We start from the raw sequence: 13270 nt of genomic DNA on the forward strand, positions 1-13270 counted from the left end.
GTTCAGACGTCGTGTCCGGGGCGGGCGCTGGCGTCGGCGAGCGGGGTGACGTCGGCGAACGCGGCGACCGCACCGATCACGGTGACGGCGGGCGCGCTCAGGTGCCGGGCGGCGGCGACGTCGGCGATGTCGTCCAGCCGGCCCCGCAGTACGCGTTGCCGATCGGTGCCGCCGTTCTCCACGCTGACCGCCGCCGTGGCCGGGTCCATGCCGTGCCGCAGCAGCGCGGCGGTCACCTCGGGCAGCGTCTGCACCGCCATCAGCAGCACGATCGTGGTGCCGGATCGGGCCACCCCGGCCCAGTCGACGGTGCTGCCCGGGTCGTCCGGTGGCAGGTGGGCGGCGAGGACGGTGAAGCCCTGGGTCAACCCGCGGTGGGTCACCGGCACCCCGGCCAGCTCGGGTACGGCGACGGCGCTGGTCACCCCGGGCACCACCTCCACCGGCACCCCGGCGGCCCGGCAGGCCAGCATCTCCTCCATGCCCCGGCCGAAGACGAACGGGTCGCCGCCCTTGAGCCGCACCACCCGGTGTCCGGCCCGGGCCTCGGTGACCAGGATCTGGTTGATCTGCTCCTGGGGGACGAACGCGCCGCGCGGCACCTTCGACACGTCGACGACCCGGACGCCGGGCCGCAGGTCGCGCAGCACCGCGTGCGGCACGAGCCGGTCGGCCACCACCACGTCGGCCTCGGCGAGACGGTCCAGCGCCCGGCGGGTGAGCAGACCCGGGTCGCCGGGGCCACCCCCGACCAGGGTGACCCGACCCACGGCGGGCGGATCGGTGGGGGTGGGGCCGGCCGATCCGGGCACACGCGGGGCCGGGATCACCCCGGCCGCCGGGCTTGCGACAGCCGGGACGGCGCCGGAACCACCGGGTTCCGGGTCCGCGACGGCAGTGGGGGTACGGGGTGCCGCGCCGGTGGTGTGCCGGTGCACGGCGGTGGCGAAGCGGGCCGCCAGGCTCGGGTGTCCGGCCCAGTGCACGTGCAGGTAGGAGGCGTGCACGGTGCCGGACACGACACCGTCGGGCACCGGCGCGGCGGTGCCGTGCGCGGCGGACGGGCGGGGCCGGAACCGCCACGCGGGCGCGGTGTCGGGGTCGGCGTCGACGCGGGTGCGGTGGAACTCGTGGCCGGTGACCTGCTGGTCGGTGTCGGCGAGCACGCTGTCCGTGGCGGCCCGTGCGTCCCGGTAGCCCAGTGTCAGCCGGTCGGTCATCCGGGCGCGCACCGGCAGCACTCCGGTCATCGGCGCGCCGTCGAGGTCGCGGGCCAGGTAGAGCAGCCCGGCGCACTCGGCGACCGTCGGGACGCCGCGCGTGGCGGCGTCGGCCACCGCCCGACGCAGGGACGCGTTCTCGGTCAGTCCGGCGGCGTACACCTCGGGGAAGCCGCCACCGAGGTACAGCCCAGCGGTCTGCTCGGGCAGCCTCGGGTCGTGCAGCGGGTCGACCGGGGCCAGCCGCAGCCCGGCCGCGGTGAGCAGGTCGTCGGTCTCGGCGTACCGGAAGGTGAACGCCGGTCCGGACGCGACCGCGACGGTCCCCTCGACGGTGAGGCCGCCGAGTTCGACCGCCGGGTCCCAGGCCGGGCCGGGCAGCGCGGGTGCCCGGCGGGCCACCGCGACGACCTGGTCGAGGTCGACTCCGGCGGCGACGTGGGCGGCGAGCGCGTCGACGGTGCGCGCGGCGGCGGCGGCCCGCTCGGCGACCGGCACCAGGCCGAGGTGCCGGCTCGGGGTGTCCAGAGTGGCGTCCCGGCCCAGCGCCCCGAGCACCGGCACACCGGTGACGGCCAGCGCGTCGCGGATCTCCGCCTCGTGGGTCACCGAGCCGACCTTGTTGAGGACCACCCCGGCGACGGTGAGCTGCGGGTCGAAGGTGGCGAAGCCGTGCACCAGGGCGGCGATGCTGCGCGAGGCACCGGAGACGTCCACCACGAGCAGCACCGGGGTACGGGTCAGCCGCGCCACGTGGGCGGTGGAGGCGTACCCGGCCCGACCGACCGCGCCATCGAGCAGGCCCATCACGCCCTCGACGATCGCGATGTCGGCGGGGGCCCCGACGGTGGCGCCGTGCCGCAGCAGCGGCAGGATCCGCTGCTCGCCCTGGAGGAACGGGTCGAGGTTGCGACCTCGGCGGCCGGTGGCCAGCTCGTGGTAGCCGGGGTCGATGTAGTCCGGGCCGACCTTGTGGCCGCTGACGGTGAGGCCGCGCCGCCGCAGGGCCGCCATCAGGCCGGTGGCCACCGTGGTCTTGCCCTGCCCCGAGGCCGGAGCGGCGACGATCAACCGGGGCGGGAGGATCACCATTCGATGCCCCGCTGCCCCTTCTGACCGGAGTCCATCGGATGTTTGATCTTGGTCATCTCGGTGACCAGGTCCGCCGCGTCCACCAGCCGGGGATCGGCGTCCCGCCCGGTCACCACCACGTGCTGGCGGCCGGGACGATCCCGCAGCGTCTGCACCACCTCGTCGACGTCCACCCACCCCCACTTCATCGGGTAGGTGAACTCGTCGAGCACGTACAGGTCGTGGGCGGAGGTGGCGAGCCGACGCTTGATCTCCGCCCAGCCCTCCGCGGCCTGCGCCGCGTGGTCGCTCTCGGTGCCCTGGGTCCGGCTCCAGCTCCAGCCGGCACCCATCTTGTACCAGGAGACCGGGCCACCCTGGCCGGTCTGCTCGTGCAGCGTGCCGAGGGCGCGTAGTGCGTGTTCCTCGCCGACGGTCCACTTGGCGCTCTTGACGAACTGGAACACCGCGATCGACCAGCCCTGGTTCCAGCCCCGCAGGGCGAGCCCGAAGGCGGCGGTGGACTTGCCCTTCGACGGTCCGGTGTGGACCATCAGCAGCGGCCGGTTGCGGCGTTGCCGGGTGGTCAGCCCGTCGTCCGGCACGGTGACCGGTTGGCCCTGTGGCATCAGGCGGCACCCCTCTCGGTGCGGACGGCGGTGTGGGCGCGTACCGCGTCGGTGAGCGCGTCGGCGGCGACCCCCTCCAGCGGCAGGTACTGACCGCCGAGCGTGGTGGCCAGGTCGGCGGCGAGTCGCATGCGTACCCGGCCCTGCTCGCAGTCGACGACCACGGTGCTGGTGCCGGCGGCAGCGAGCAGGCGGGCCGCCTGCCGGGCCCGACCCACCGCGTCCGGGCCGGTGGTGGCGCGCCCGTCGGTGACCAGCACCAGCAGCGGACGCCGTCGCGGATCGCGGATCCGTTCCACCCGCAGCACCTCGCGGGCGCGCAGCAGCCCCTCCGCCAGCGGGGTGCGGCCCCCGGTCGGCAGCGTGGCCAGCCGGGCGGCGGCCACCTCCACGCTGGCGGTGGGCGGCAGGGCCACCTCGGCGTCGGTGGCGCGGAACGTGACCAGGCCGACCTTGTCCCGGCGCTGGTAGGCGTCGAGCAGCAGGGACAGCACCGCGGCCTTGACCGCGCCGACCCGCTGGCGGGCGCCCATCGAGCCGGAGGCGTCCAGGCAGAACAGGATCAGGTTGCCCTCCCGGCCCTGCCGCACCGGCAACCGCACGTCGCCGGGGTGGACCAGGATGCCGGGACCCTGTCGGCCCCGGGCCCGCTGGTGCGGTGCGGCGGCGTGCAGGGTCGCCACGAGGTGTGGCCGTCCGGTCGTCGCGCCGTCCGGACGCCGGGCGCCGACGGTCCGGCCGGTGGTGGTGCGGGCCGGTGAACGGCGGCCGGCGACACCGAGGCCGCTGCCGGGGACCTGCAACAGCCGGGCCCGGTAGGGCGCGCCGGCCGGTACCGGGGCGGGGACGGTCCGCTCCCCCTCGGTGCCCGGGGCGGGCGGGGTGTCCGGGCGGGAGCGGTACGGGCGCTCGTCGGCCGCGTCGGCCTCCGGGTCCCCCGGGCCGCCACCGTCGGGCGGGCCGTCCGGGTCGTCCGGGCCCGGTGGGCCGTCCGTGGGCGGATCCGGCTCGTCCTCGGGCGGCGCGGGCTCGTCCAGCCCGGCGTCGTGCAGCGCCCGATCGAGGTCGGCGGCGTCCTGCTGGGGCGGATCGAACGGGTTGCGGCGGCGGCGGTGTGGCAGGGCCAGCCGGGCGGCGACCCGGACGTCGCCGACGCTCACCTCGGTGCGCCCGCACCAGGCCGCGTGGGCGATGGCGGTCCGGGCGATGACCAGGTCCGCGCGCATCCCGTCGACCTCGGCGGCGGCACAGAGGGCGGCGATGCGGGTCACCGTCGCGTCGTCGAGGCGTACCGTCGGCAGCAGGTTGCGGGCCCGGGCGACCTGTGCGCCGAGCGCCGCGTCGCCGTCGGCGTACCGGGCGGCGAAACCGTCCGGGTCGGCCTCGTACGCCAGCCGTCGGCGCATCACCTCGGCACGCACCTGCGGGTCCCGGCTGGCGGCGACCTCGACGGTCAGACCGAAGCGGTCCAGCAACTGCGGACGCAGTTCCCCCTCCTCGGGGTTCATGGTGCCGACCAGCACGAACCGGGCCGCGTGGGTGACCGAGACGCCGTCGCGCTCCACCGTGGCGCGGCCCATCGCCGCCGCGTCGAGCAGCACGTCCACCAGGTGGTCGTGCAGCAGGTTGACCTCGTCGACGTAGAGCAGGCCACGGTGGGCGGCGGCCAGCAGGCCCGGGTCGTACGCGGTGACGCCCTCGCGCAGCGCCCGTTCCAGATGCAGCGCGCCGAGGAGGCGGTCCTCACCGGCACCGACCGGCAACTCCACCAGCCGGGCCGGACGCGTACGGGCCGGTGGGTCGGCCGGGTGCGGCCCGTCCGGGCAGTCCGGGTCGGGTGCCGCCGGGTCGCAGGAGAAGCGGCAGTCGGTGACCACGTCGACCGGGGGCAGCAGTGCGGTCAGGGCCCGCACGGCGGTCGACTTCGCGGTGCCCTTCTCGCCCCGGACCAGCACACCGCCGATCGCCGGGGAGACCGCGCACAGGTTCAGCGCCAATGCCATGTCGTCCATGCCGACGACGGCGGAGAAGGGGTACGACCGCACGGCCACACCTTTCACCTCGCGCGGGTCCTCGCCCACGACCGGTCACCGACCGCGTCGACACACCGGTCGACGCGGTACGGCGCAGCGAGTGTCTGGCTTCCGGTGGCCGGCGCGGCGCCGGACCGGTCACAGTGGCGGGACCGCCCCGGATTCACCGGCCCCACTCGGGCCGACTCACCGGTGTTCCCCACCGCGCCGTCGTCGCCGATGATGTCACACCGACCCCCCGGGGCGGCAGGGTCGCGCATTGCTGGACTACCGTTGCGCCGCGTGAGGTCCATGACATCCCCGGTCGCCGTGGTCGGCGTCGGCGCGGACGGCTGGGCGGGGCTCGGCGAGCGCGGACGCGACGCGGTGCGGCAGGCAGAGGTGGTGCTGGGCGGGAAACGGCACCTGGACCTGCTGCCGGCGAGCGTGCCGGCGCAGCGGGTCGCCTGGCCGACCCCGCTGCTGCCCGCCCTGCCCGACCTGCTCGCGACCCACGCCGACCAGCGGATCTGCGTACTGGCCAGCGGCGACCCGATGTGGTTCGGCATCGGCACGCACCTGGTGCGGCTGCTCGGCGCCGACCGGGTGCGCGTGGTCGGCCATCCCTCCTCGATCACGTTGGCGTGCGCGCGGATGGGCTGGCCGGTGGAGCGGGTCACCGTGCGCAGCGCGGTCGGCCGCGACCTGGACGAGGTCCGCCGCGACCTCGCCCCGGGCCGGTTGCTGCTGGTGCTCAGCACCGACGCCGACACTCCCGCCGCGCTGGCCGGGCTGCTCACCGACACCGGGTACGGCGAGAGCGAGCTGACCGTCCTGGCCGCGCTCGGCGCGCAGACGGAGCAGCGGGTCGACGGCCGGGCCGAGGGGTGGGACATCCCACCCGGCGATCCGCTGAACGTGGTCGCCGTGCGGGTCGCCGCCGCGTCCGGCACCCGGGTGCTGTCCGCTGTGCCCGGTCTGCCGGACGACGCCTTCGCGCACGACGGTGCGCTGACCAAACGAGAGGCCCGCGCGATGGCTCTGTCCCGGCTCGGCCCCACCTGCGACGACCTGCTCTGGGACGTCGGGGCCGGCAGCGGCAGTGTGGCGGTCGAGTGGCTGCGCAGCGATCCCTCCACGTCGGCGGTGGCGGTGGAGGGCCGTGACGACCGCGCCGACCGGATCGTCGCCAACGCCCGGAATCTCGGCGTACCCCGGTTGCGGGTGGTCCGGGGCCGGGCGCCGCAGGCCCTCGCGGAGCTGCCCGCACCCGACGCGGTGTTCGTCGGCGGCGGGCTGACCGCACCCGGGGTGTTCGACGCGGTCTGGGAGGCGCTGCGGCCCGGCGGTCGGCTCGTCGCGCACGCGGTCACCATCGAGGGCGAACGCGAACTCACCGACCAGATGGCCCGGCACGGTGGGGACCTGACCCGGCTGTCGGTCGAACGGGCCGCGCCGCTGGGCGGTTTCACCGGGTGGAAACCCGCCCGCGCGCTGGTGCAGTGGGCGGTGAGCAAGCCGTGACGGTGCACTTCATCGGCGCCGGACCGGGCGCCGCCGACCTGATCACCGTACGCGGGCAGCGCGTCCTGTCCCGCGCCCAGGTCTGCCTGTACGCGGGCAGCCTGGTCCCCGCCGACCTGCTCGCCACCTGCCCGCCCGACGCCCGACTGGTGGACACCGCCGAGCTGACGCTGGACGAGATCGTCGCGGCGATGGCCGAGGCGCACCGCGACGGGCACGACGTGGCCCGTCTCTGCTCCGGTGACCCGGCCGTGTTCAGCGCGGTCGCCGAGCAGACCCGGCGGCTGGACGCGGCCGGGGTGCCGTACGAGATCGTGCCGGGCGTGCCGTCGTACGCGGCGGCGGCGGCCACGTTGCGCCGGGAGCTGACCGTGCCGACCGTCGGGCAGACGGTGATCCTCACCCGTACCCAGGCCCGGTCGACGCCGATGCCGCCCGGGGAGACCCTGGCCGAGCTGGGTCGCAGCCGCGCCACGCTGGTCCTGCACCTGGCGGTGGCCCGGACCCGGCAGATCGCCGGGGAGTTGGTCGGGCACTACGGGTCGGACTGTCCGGTGGCCGTGGTCGCCAACGCCAGCCGCCCCGACGAGGTCGTGCTGCGCGGCACTCTGGCCGACATCGCCGACCAGGTGGAGGCGCACGGCATCCGCCGCACCGCGGTGATCATCGTCGGTGCCGCGCTGGCCGCCGACTCCTTTCCGGACAGTTACCTCTACTCCCCCGGCCGGGACCGCGGCGCCAAGCGTCCGACCGGGCCGACGGGGTGAGCGCGGTGCGGACGATCCTGGTGATCGGCATCGGGGCGGGCGACCCGGGTCAGCTCACCCTGGCCGCGGCCGAGGCGATGCGCCGGGCGGACGTGTTCTTCCTGCTGGACAAGGGCGCGGAGAAGCACGACCTGATCGCGTTGCGGCAGGAGTTGCTGGCCCGTTTCGCCCGGCCGGAGCACCGGGTGGTCGAGGTACGCGACCCGGACCGGGACCGGAGGGCCGACGGGTACGTCACGGCGGTGGACCAGTGGCGGCGGCACCGCGCCGACCTGCTGGAGGAGGCCGTCGCCGCGCACCTGCCCGACGGGGGCTGCGGCGCGTTCCTGGTCTGGGGCGACCCGGCGCTCTACGACAGCACGCTGGCGGTGGTGGAGGAGATCCAGGCGCGCGGGCGGGTCGCGCTGGAGCACACGGTGGTCCCGGGCGTCAGCAGCGTGGCGACGCTGGCGGCGCGGCACCGCATCGGGCTCAACCGGGTGGGCCGGGCGTTCCTGGTGACCACCGGTCGCCGGTTGGCCGAGCGGTTGCCCTCGGACGTCGACGACATCGTGGTGATGCTGGACGCGAACTGTTCCTTCACCCACTACCTGGACGAGGACTTCGACATCTTCTGGGGCGCCTACCTGGGCACCGCCGACGAGATCCTGGTCGCCGGACGGCTGTCGGAGGTGGCGGAGCGGATCGTGGAGACCCGCCGGGAGGCCCGCCGCCGCAAGGGCTGGATCATGGACACGTACCTGCTGCGGCGTCGGGACCCGGCCGCCGAGGCGTGACCGGGCCGACGCGCGACGTGGCCCGGACGCGGGGGCGAGGGTGCCTCTCGCCGACCCACGCCCGGGCGGTCACGTCGTCACCGGCGGGTCAGTAGCTGACCGTCGAGGCGGTGGCGGTGTCCGTGACGATCGCGATGCCGGCGCTGGTGCCGAGCAGTTCGGCTCCGGCCCGCAGCAACCCGACGGCCTGCGGGTAGGACTTGATGCTGCCCGACGCCTTCACCCGGCTCCGGCCGGCGGCCCGGGACACCAGGTAGCCGATGCTCTCCGGGTTGGCGACCTCGACGGCGCCGCTGCTGGCGTTCTTCAGGTACGCCGCACCCGCCTCGATGGCCAGCTCGATGGCGGTCTCCCGCTCGGCGGCGGTCAGCAGCGGCAGTTCGAGCATCACCTTGATCGGCACACCGGAGGCGCGGACGACACCGGCGATGTCCTCGCGGAACTCGTCGTACATGCCGCTCTTGAGCCAGCCGACCTGCACGCCGATGTCGATCTGGGCGGCACCGGCGCGGACCAGGCTCTCCGCCTCGAACGCCTTGCCGGCGCTGGTGGTCACGCCGACGGTCGGGAAGTCGAGGGCGGAGGCCACCTGGACGTCGGTGCCGCGGAGCACCTCGGCGACGACCGGCACCCAGGAACCCGGCACCATCGCCGCGTTGAAGCCGTGCGCGAGCGCCTCCTCGGCGTGCTTGATCATGCGGTCCCGGGTGGTGCCCACCTCGATCAGGGTGTGCTGGATGTACGGCGCGAGGGCGGCCGGGGTCAGGTCGGCCGGCAGGGCCGTCGTGGCGGACGTCATGGCGGGGATCTCCTTTGTGCGGACGTGCGGCACCCGGCGGCCGGCGTCGCGCGCCTGGGCCGCCGCAGTGGCGGAACTGGGGATGGTCAGGGACCGGGTGGACGGGAGCGGCGTGCCGCTCGTCGGGTCACGACCAGTCGATCAACACCTTTCCGACGTGGCCGGCGTCGGCCGCGGCCAGCGCCTCGGCCGCCTGGTCGGCGGGGAAGGGCGGGGCCAGCAGGTGCGCCAGCGCGGGCAGGCCACGGGCGGCGCGGAGCACGGCCGGGAACTCCGGCTGGGTGAAGACCCAGCTACCGAGCACCCGCAACTCCTTGCGGATCACGTCCACGCCGGGGTCGATCTCCATGCTGTTGTTCGCGCCCAGCAGCACCACCGTGCCGTGCGGCCGGGCCAGCTTCATCACCTGCGCCTGGGCGGCCGGGTTCGCCGAGCACTCGAAGACGATCTCCGGCCCGCGCCCCTCGGTGACGGCCGCGACGGTCGCGACCGGGTCCTGCCCGCGCGGGTCGACGACCACCGCGCCGAGCGTCTTGGCCAGGTCCCGCCGCCCCTCGATGGGGTCGACGGCGTAGACCTCGGCCCCGGCGGCCACCGCGAGGGCCACCACGCAGCAACCCACCGGTCCGAGACCGAACACGGCGACCCGGTCGCCGACACCGACGCCGGACTTGCGCACCGCCGAGTACGCGGTGCCGAAGTTGCAGGCGATCAGCGTCGCCAGTCCGTCGCTGACGTCGTCGGGCACCGGCAGGACGCCGGTCGCCGGAGCGGTGACGTACTCCGCGTCGGCGCCGCCCCGGTGGTTGCCGAGCGTCCGCCGGTCGGCGCAGAACATCGGCTCGCCGCTGCGGCAGAAGACGCACTCGTCGCAGCCGGAGTGCTGGTAGACGATCACCCGGGTGCCCTCGGCCGGTCCGGCGCCGGAGGCGGCGGCCACCGCGACCACGCCCACCGCCTCGTGGCCGGGCACGGTGTGCAGGCGGTTGTCGAGTTCGGCCGCCGGCTTGCGGTAGTGCGGCAGGTCGCTGCCGCAGACCGCCGACGACGTCACGCGTACCAGCACCTCGTCGTGGGCCGGCACCGGACGCGGCACACTGCGTACGACCGAGGTGCGGTCACCGGTCAGCATCAGCGCCCGCATCGACGGTTCTTCCGTGGGGTGGGCTTCCATCTCGCGTTCTCCTCGGATGTGGCGTGTCACGCCAGGTCCGCCAGGTCGAGGTACCGGCGGTACAGGGCGTCGTAGACAGGGACGGTGGTGGGGTCGGGCAGGTGACGGCGGGCGGCGGGCCGGGAACCGGCAGCGTGCGCCAGGTCCGGGTACCGGCCGAGACCCACCCAGGCGGAGAGGGCGGCGCCACGCAGCGGTGCGGCCTGCGGGTCACCGGTCGGCACCTCGATGGTGCGGCCGGTGACGTCGGCCAGGATCTGGCCGAAGACGTCCGAGCGGGCACCACCGCCGATCGCGGTCAACGTCGGTCCGGCCAACTCCGGCGGCAGGTGCCGCAGCACGTCACGGACCTGGAGCGCGATGCCCTCCATGGTGGCGCGCACGAGGGCGCCCGGTCCGTGGGTGAAGTCGAGGCCGTCGATCCGGCCACCGGTCGCCGTCCAGTGCGGGGTGCCGACGCCGGCCATGGTGGGCGCGAAGAGCAGGCCGCGTGCGCCGGGTTCGACCTGCCGGGCGTCGGCCGACATCCGCTCGTACGCCGTGTCATCGTCGCCGTAGCGCAGCAGATCCCGCAGCCAGCGCAGGGCCGACCCGCAGGCCGGGATGGTGCCCTCGACCGAGACGCAGCCCGCGACGACGTGGGCGGCGCGGACGAACCCGGCGGGGTCGGCCGCGTCACCGACGGCGGCCGGGAAGACCATCGTCGCCGAGGTGCCGAGGTTGACGGTGGCCGCGCCGGGACGGACCCCGCCGCCACCGGCCGCCGAGCACTGCTGGTCGCCGCCGCCCACGTACACGGGCAACCCGCGCGGCAGGCCGGTCCGATCGGCGACCTCGTCGCGCAGGCCACCGGCGACGTCGGTGGCCGCGCGCAGCTCCGGCAGCCGGTCACCGTCGAGGTCGAACGCCGCCAGCAGGTCGGCGCTCCACTGCCCGGTGTGCAGGTCCAGCAGGCCGTACCAGGAGGCGCAACTGCGGTCGACCTGCGGTCGGCCGCCGGTCAGCCGCGCCAGCAGCCACTCCTGGACGCCGACGAAGAAGGACGACGCGGCGTACGCCTCGGGGGCGTGTGCCCGCAGCCAGACCAGGGTGGCCAGGGCCGGCATGGTGCTCAACGGCATCCCCGACACCCGGCTGTAGGTCTGCGCGTCGACGGCCGCCCGCAGGGCGTCCAGCTCGCTGGCGCCCCGCTGGTCCATCCAGAGCACGAGCGGGGTGACCGGCCGCAGGTCGTCGTCGAGTCCGGCGACGGAGGCCCGCTGGGTGGCCAGGGTCAGCGCGACCACCCGATGCCCGGCCCGGTCGGCCACGGCCCGTACGGCGCGCAGCTCCCCGACGGTCGCCTCCCACATCGCCGGCAGGGACTGCTCGGCCCGTCCCGGCTGCGGGTGGTCGACGGCCAGGTCGCGGCTGTGCTGGCCGTGCACCTCGCCGTGCTCGTCGACCAGGGCGCAGCGGATCCCGGTGGTGCCGGCGTCGACCACGCACACGACGTCGGTCATCCCTTGACCGCCCCGAAGCTCATGCCGGTGACGAGCTGCTTCTGCGACAGGAACAGCACGACGGCGACGGGCAGCACGGCCAGCGTGCCGGCGGCCATCATCGGGCCGATCGCCACCGACTGGAACTGCATGAACCCGAGCATCGCCACCGAGACCGTCTTCGCCTCGCCGCTGGCCAGGGTCAGCGCGAAGACGAACTCGTTCCAGGAGAAGATGAAGTTCAGCACCGCCGCCGCGGCGACGCCGTTGCGCACCATCGGCCACGCCACGCTGACGAACTTCCGGGTCTCCGAGCAGCCGTCCAGGTCGGCGGCCTCGAAGACCGCCGCCGGCAGGTCGGCGAAGAAGCTGCGCAGCAGGAAGAACGTCACCGCGAGGTTGACCACCGTGTGCATCACGGTCAGCGCCCACACCGTGTCGATGCCGCCGAGTTGGCGGAACAGCACGAAGTACGGGATGACCACGACGACGGCGGGCAGCATCCGGGTGGACAGCACCCAGAACTCGAAGTCGGCGCGGCCCCGGAACTTCATCCGGGCGCAGGCGTACGCGGCCGGGGTGGCGGCGGCGATGGCGATCGCCGAGGAGACCACGGCGACCAGGACGGAGCGGCCGATCGCCGCCATGAAGTCCGCGTCGCCGAACAGGTCGACGAAGTTGAACATGTAGAGCGGGGCCAGCCAGTCCGGTGCGCCACCACGGATGTCGCTGGGGGCGGCGAAGCCGACGCGGAGCATGAAGGCGAACGGCAGGACCGACCAGAGGATGAGACCCCAGATCGCCACGGTCCGCAGGACCCGGCCTTTGCGCGTCTCGTGCACTAGTGCTCCAACCGTTGCAGCGCGGGCGCGGCGAACCGCTTGCCGAGGATGAAGAGGACGACGAGCAGCAGCAGGCCGAGCGCGGACGCCTCGCCGATGTGCAGGTCGTTGAAGGCGGTCCGGTAGATGCGCACGACGAGCGTCTCGGTCGCCGCGCCCGGTCCTCCCCCGGTGATGATCCAGATCGAGTCGAAGGTGCGGATCGCGTCGATCGCGCGGATCGTCACGACGAAGGCCACCAGTGGCTTGAGCATCGGCAGCGCGATACGGACCAGCCGCTGCACGGCGTTCGCGCCGTCCAGGGCGCCCGCCTCGAAGGTCTCGTCCGGCAGCGACTTGAGCCCGGCGAGCATGACCAGGGTGATGAACGGCGCCCACTGCCAGATGTCGACCACCACGAGGGCCACCACGGCCAGCATCGGCTCGGAGGTCCAGCCCGGGGTGGGCAGTCCGAGCGCGCCCAGGGTGGCGTTGATCTGCCCGCCGTCCGGGTTGAGCATCAACCGCCAGGACAGGTACGCCGCCACCGGGGTGGCGCCGAAGGGGAGCACCAGCAGAGCCAGGTAGAGCCGACTGCCGCGCAGTGGCCGCCAGAGCAGCGAGGCCGCGAGCGTACCCAGGACGAACTCGGCGACCACCGCGACGACCACCATGCCGACGGTGAGCAGCACCGCCCGCAGCAGACCGGGCTCGGAGAGCGCGTCGGCGAAGTTGGCCAGGCCCGCGAACCCCTGCTCGTCGGGGCGGGTCAGGTCGTTGCGTCGCAGCGACCCGACCAGCACCGACACGAACGGGTAGAGCGTGAACGCGAGCAGCAGCACCGTCATCGGCGCGAGCATGCCGACCAGGAAGAGTCGCCGGCCCCGGTCCTCGCGGGGGCGGCGCGGCGGGCCACCGGTGGTACCCGGACGCGTCGGCGGCGTCGGGTCGGCGGCCTGCCGCGCGAGCACGGCTGTTCGATCTGCGGACATCACA

Annotated in this window: 11 protein-coding genes and 1 pseudogene; 3 read left to right on the forward strand and 9 right to left on the reverse strand. The window is 74.7% G+C overall.

Features of this window, described 5'->3' with window-relative positions; translation table 11 throughout:
- Nucleotides 1–2: 2 nt before the first annotated feature.
- From cobA to ACQVFL_RS16675, 4 genes and pseudogenes are all read right to left on the reverse strand, one after another.
- Nucleotides 3–938 carry a uroporphyrinogen-III C-methyltransferase gene (cobA, locus tag ACQVFL_RS16660; RefSeq protein WP_431729838.1) on the reverse strand — a complete coding sequence of 312 codons (936 nt, stop codon included), beginning with the start codon at nucleotides 936–938 and terminating at the stop codon, nucleotides 3–5.
- A pseudogene (locus ACQVFL_RS16665) lies at nucleotides 930–2312 on the reverse strand (cobyrinate a,c-diamide synthase); the annotation flags it as partial. The gene cobA and the pseudogene ACQVFL_RS16665, both read right to left, overlap by 9 nt.
- Nucleotides 2306–2920 carry a cob(I)yrinic acid a,c-diamide adenosyltransferase gene (gene cobO / locus ACQVFL_RS16670; protein ID WP_431726923.1) on the reverse strand — a complete coding sequence of 205 codons (615 nt, stop codon included), beginning with the start codon at nucleotides 2918–2920 and terminating at the stop codon, nucleotides 2306–2308. The pseudogene ACQVFL_RS16665 and the gene cobO, both read right to left, overlap by 7 nt.
- The gene (locus ACQVFL_RS16675) at nucleotides 2920–4932 is read right to left on the reverse strand and encodes a magnesium chelatase subunit D family protein (RefSeq protein WP_431729839.1); all 2013 of its coding nucleotides are present in this window, start codon (nucleotides 4930–4932) and stop codon (nucleotides 2920–2922) included. Before ACQVFL_RS16675 ends, cobO begins: the two co-directional genes overlap by 1 nt.
- A gap of 312 nt (nucleotides 4933–5244) precedes the next feature.
- Here ACQVFL_RS16675 and cbiE point away from each other — a divergent pair, with 312 nt between their 5' ends.
- From cbiE to cobF, 3 genes are read left to right on the forward strand one after another with little or no spacing between them, the layout of a single operon-like run.
- A complete protein-coding gene (gene cbiE, locus ACQVFL_RS16680; protein WP_431729840.1) occupies nucleotides 5245–6456 on the forward strand; it encodes a precorrin-6y C5,15-methyltransferase (decarboxylating) subunit CbiE in 1212 nt (403 codons plus the stop codon).
- Complete coding sequence (gene cobM, locus ACQVFL_RS16685; RefSeq protein ID WP_431726924.1) at nucleotides 6453–7223, forward strand: precorrin-4 C(11)-methyltransferase; 771 nt, start codon at nucleotides 6453–6455, stop codon at nucleotides 7221–7223. Before cbiE ends, cobM begins: the two co-directional genes overlap by 4 nt.
- 5 nt (nucleotides 7224–7228) lie before the next feature.
- Nucleotides 7229–7999 (forward strand): precorrin-6A synthase (deacetylating), encoded by a 771-nt coding sequence (cobF, locus tag ACQVFL_RS16690; RefSeq protein ID WP_431726925.1) that lies wholly within the window; start codon nucleotides 7229–7231, stop codon nucleotides 7997–7999.
- 88 nt (nucleotides 8000–8087) lie between these two features.
- Here cobF and deoC read toward each other — a convergent pair whose 3' ends face one another.
- The 5 genes from deoC to ACQVFL_RS16715 all read right to left on the reverse strand — a co-directional run bounded on the left by deoC (nucleotide 8088) and on the right by ACQVFL_RS16715 (nucleotide 13266).
- Nucleotides 8088–8798, reverse strand: a complete 711-nt coding sequence (gene deoC, locus ACQVFL_RS16695; protein WP_396696869.1) for a deoxyribose-phosphate aldolase — start codon at nucleotides 8796–8798, stop codon at nucleotides 8088–8090.
- Between the two features lie 127 nt (nucleotides 8799–8925).
- Nucleotides 8926–9972 carry a zinc-binding dehydrogenase gene (locus tag ACQVFL_RS16700; RefSeq protein WP_396696867.1) on the reverse strand — a complete coding sequence of 349 codons (1047 nt, stop codon included), beginning with the start codon at nucleotides 9970–9972 and terminating at the stop codon, nucleotides 8926–8928.
- Nucleotides 9973–9998: 26 nt separating this feature from the next.
- A complete protein-coding gene (locus tag ACQVFL_RS16705) occupies nucleotides 9999–11474 on the reverse strand; it encodes a xylulokinase (protein ID WP_431726926.1) in 1476 nt (491 codons plus the stop codon).
- Nucleotides 11471–12295, reverse strand: coding sequence for a carbohydrate ABC transporter permease (locus ACQVFL_RS16710; RefSeq protein ID WP_396696863.1), 825 nt, complete (start codon nucleotides 12293–12295; stop codon nucleotides 11471–11473). Before ACQVFL_RS16710 ends, ACQVFL_RS16705 begins: the two co-directional genes overlap by 4 nt.
- Complete coding sequence (locus tag ACQVFL_RS16715; protein WP_396696861.1) at nucleotides 12295–13266, reverse strand: carbohydrate ABC transporter permease; 972 nt, start codon at nucleotides 13264–13266, stop codon at nucleotides 12295–12297. The genes ACQVFL_RS16710 and ACQVFL_RS16715 overlap by 1 nt, the downstream gene beginning before the upstream one ends.
- Nucleotides 13267–13270 lie beyond the last annotated feature (4 nt).

The sequence above is a fragment of the Verrucosispora sp. TAA-831 genome, from assembly GCF_050780145.1.
In the GTDB taxonomy this organism is placed as follows: domain Bacteria; phylum Actinomycetota; class Actinomycetes; order Mycobacteriales; family Micromonosporaceae; genus Micromonospora.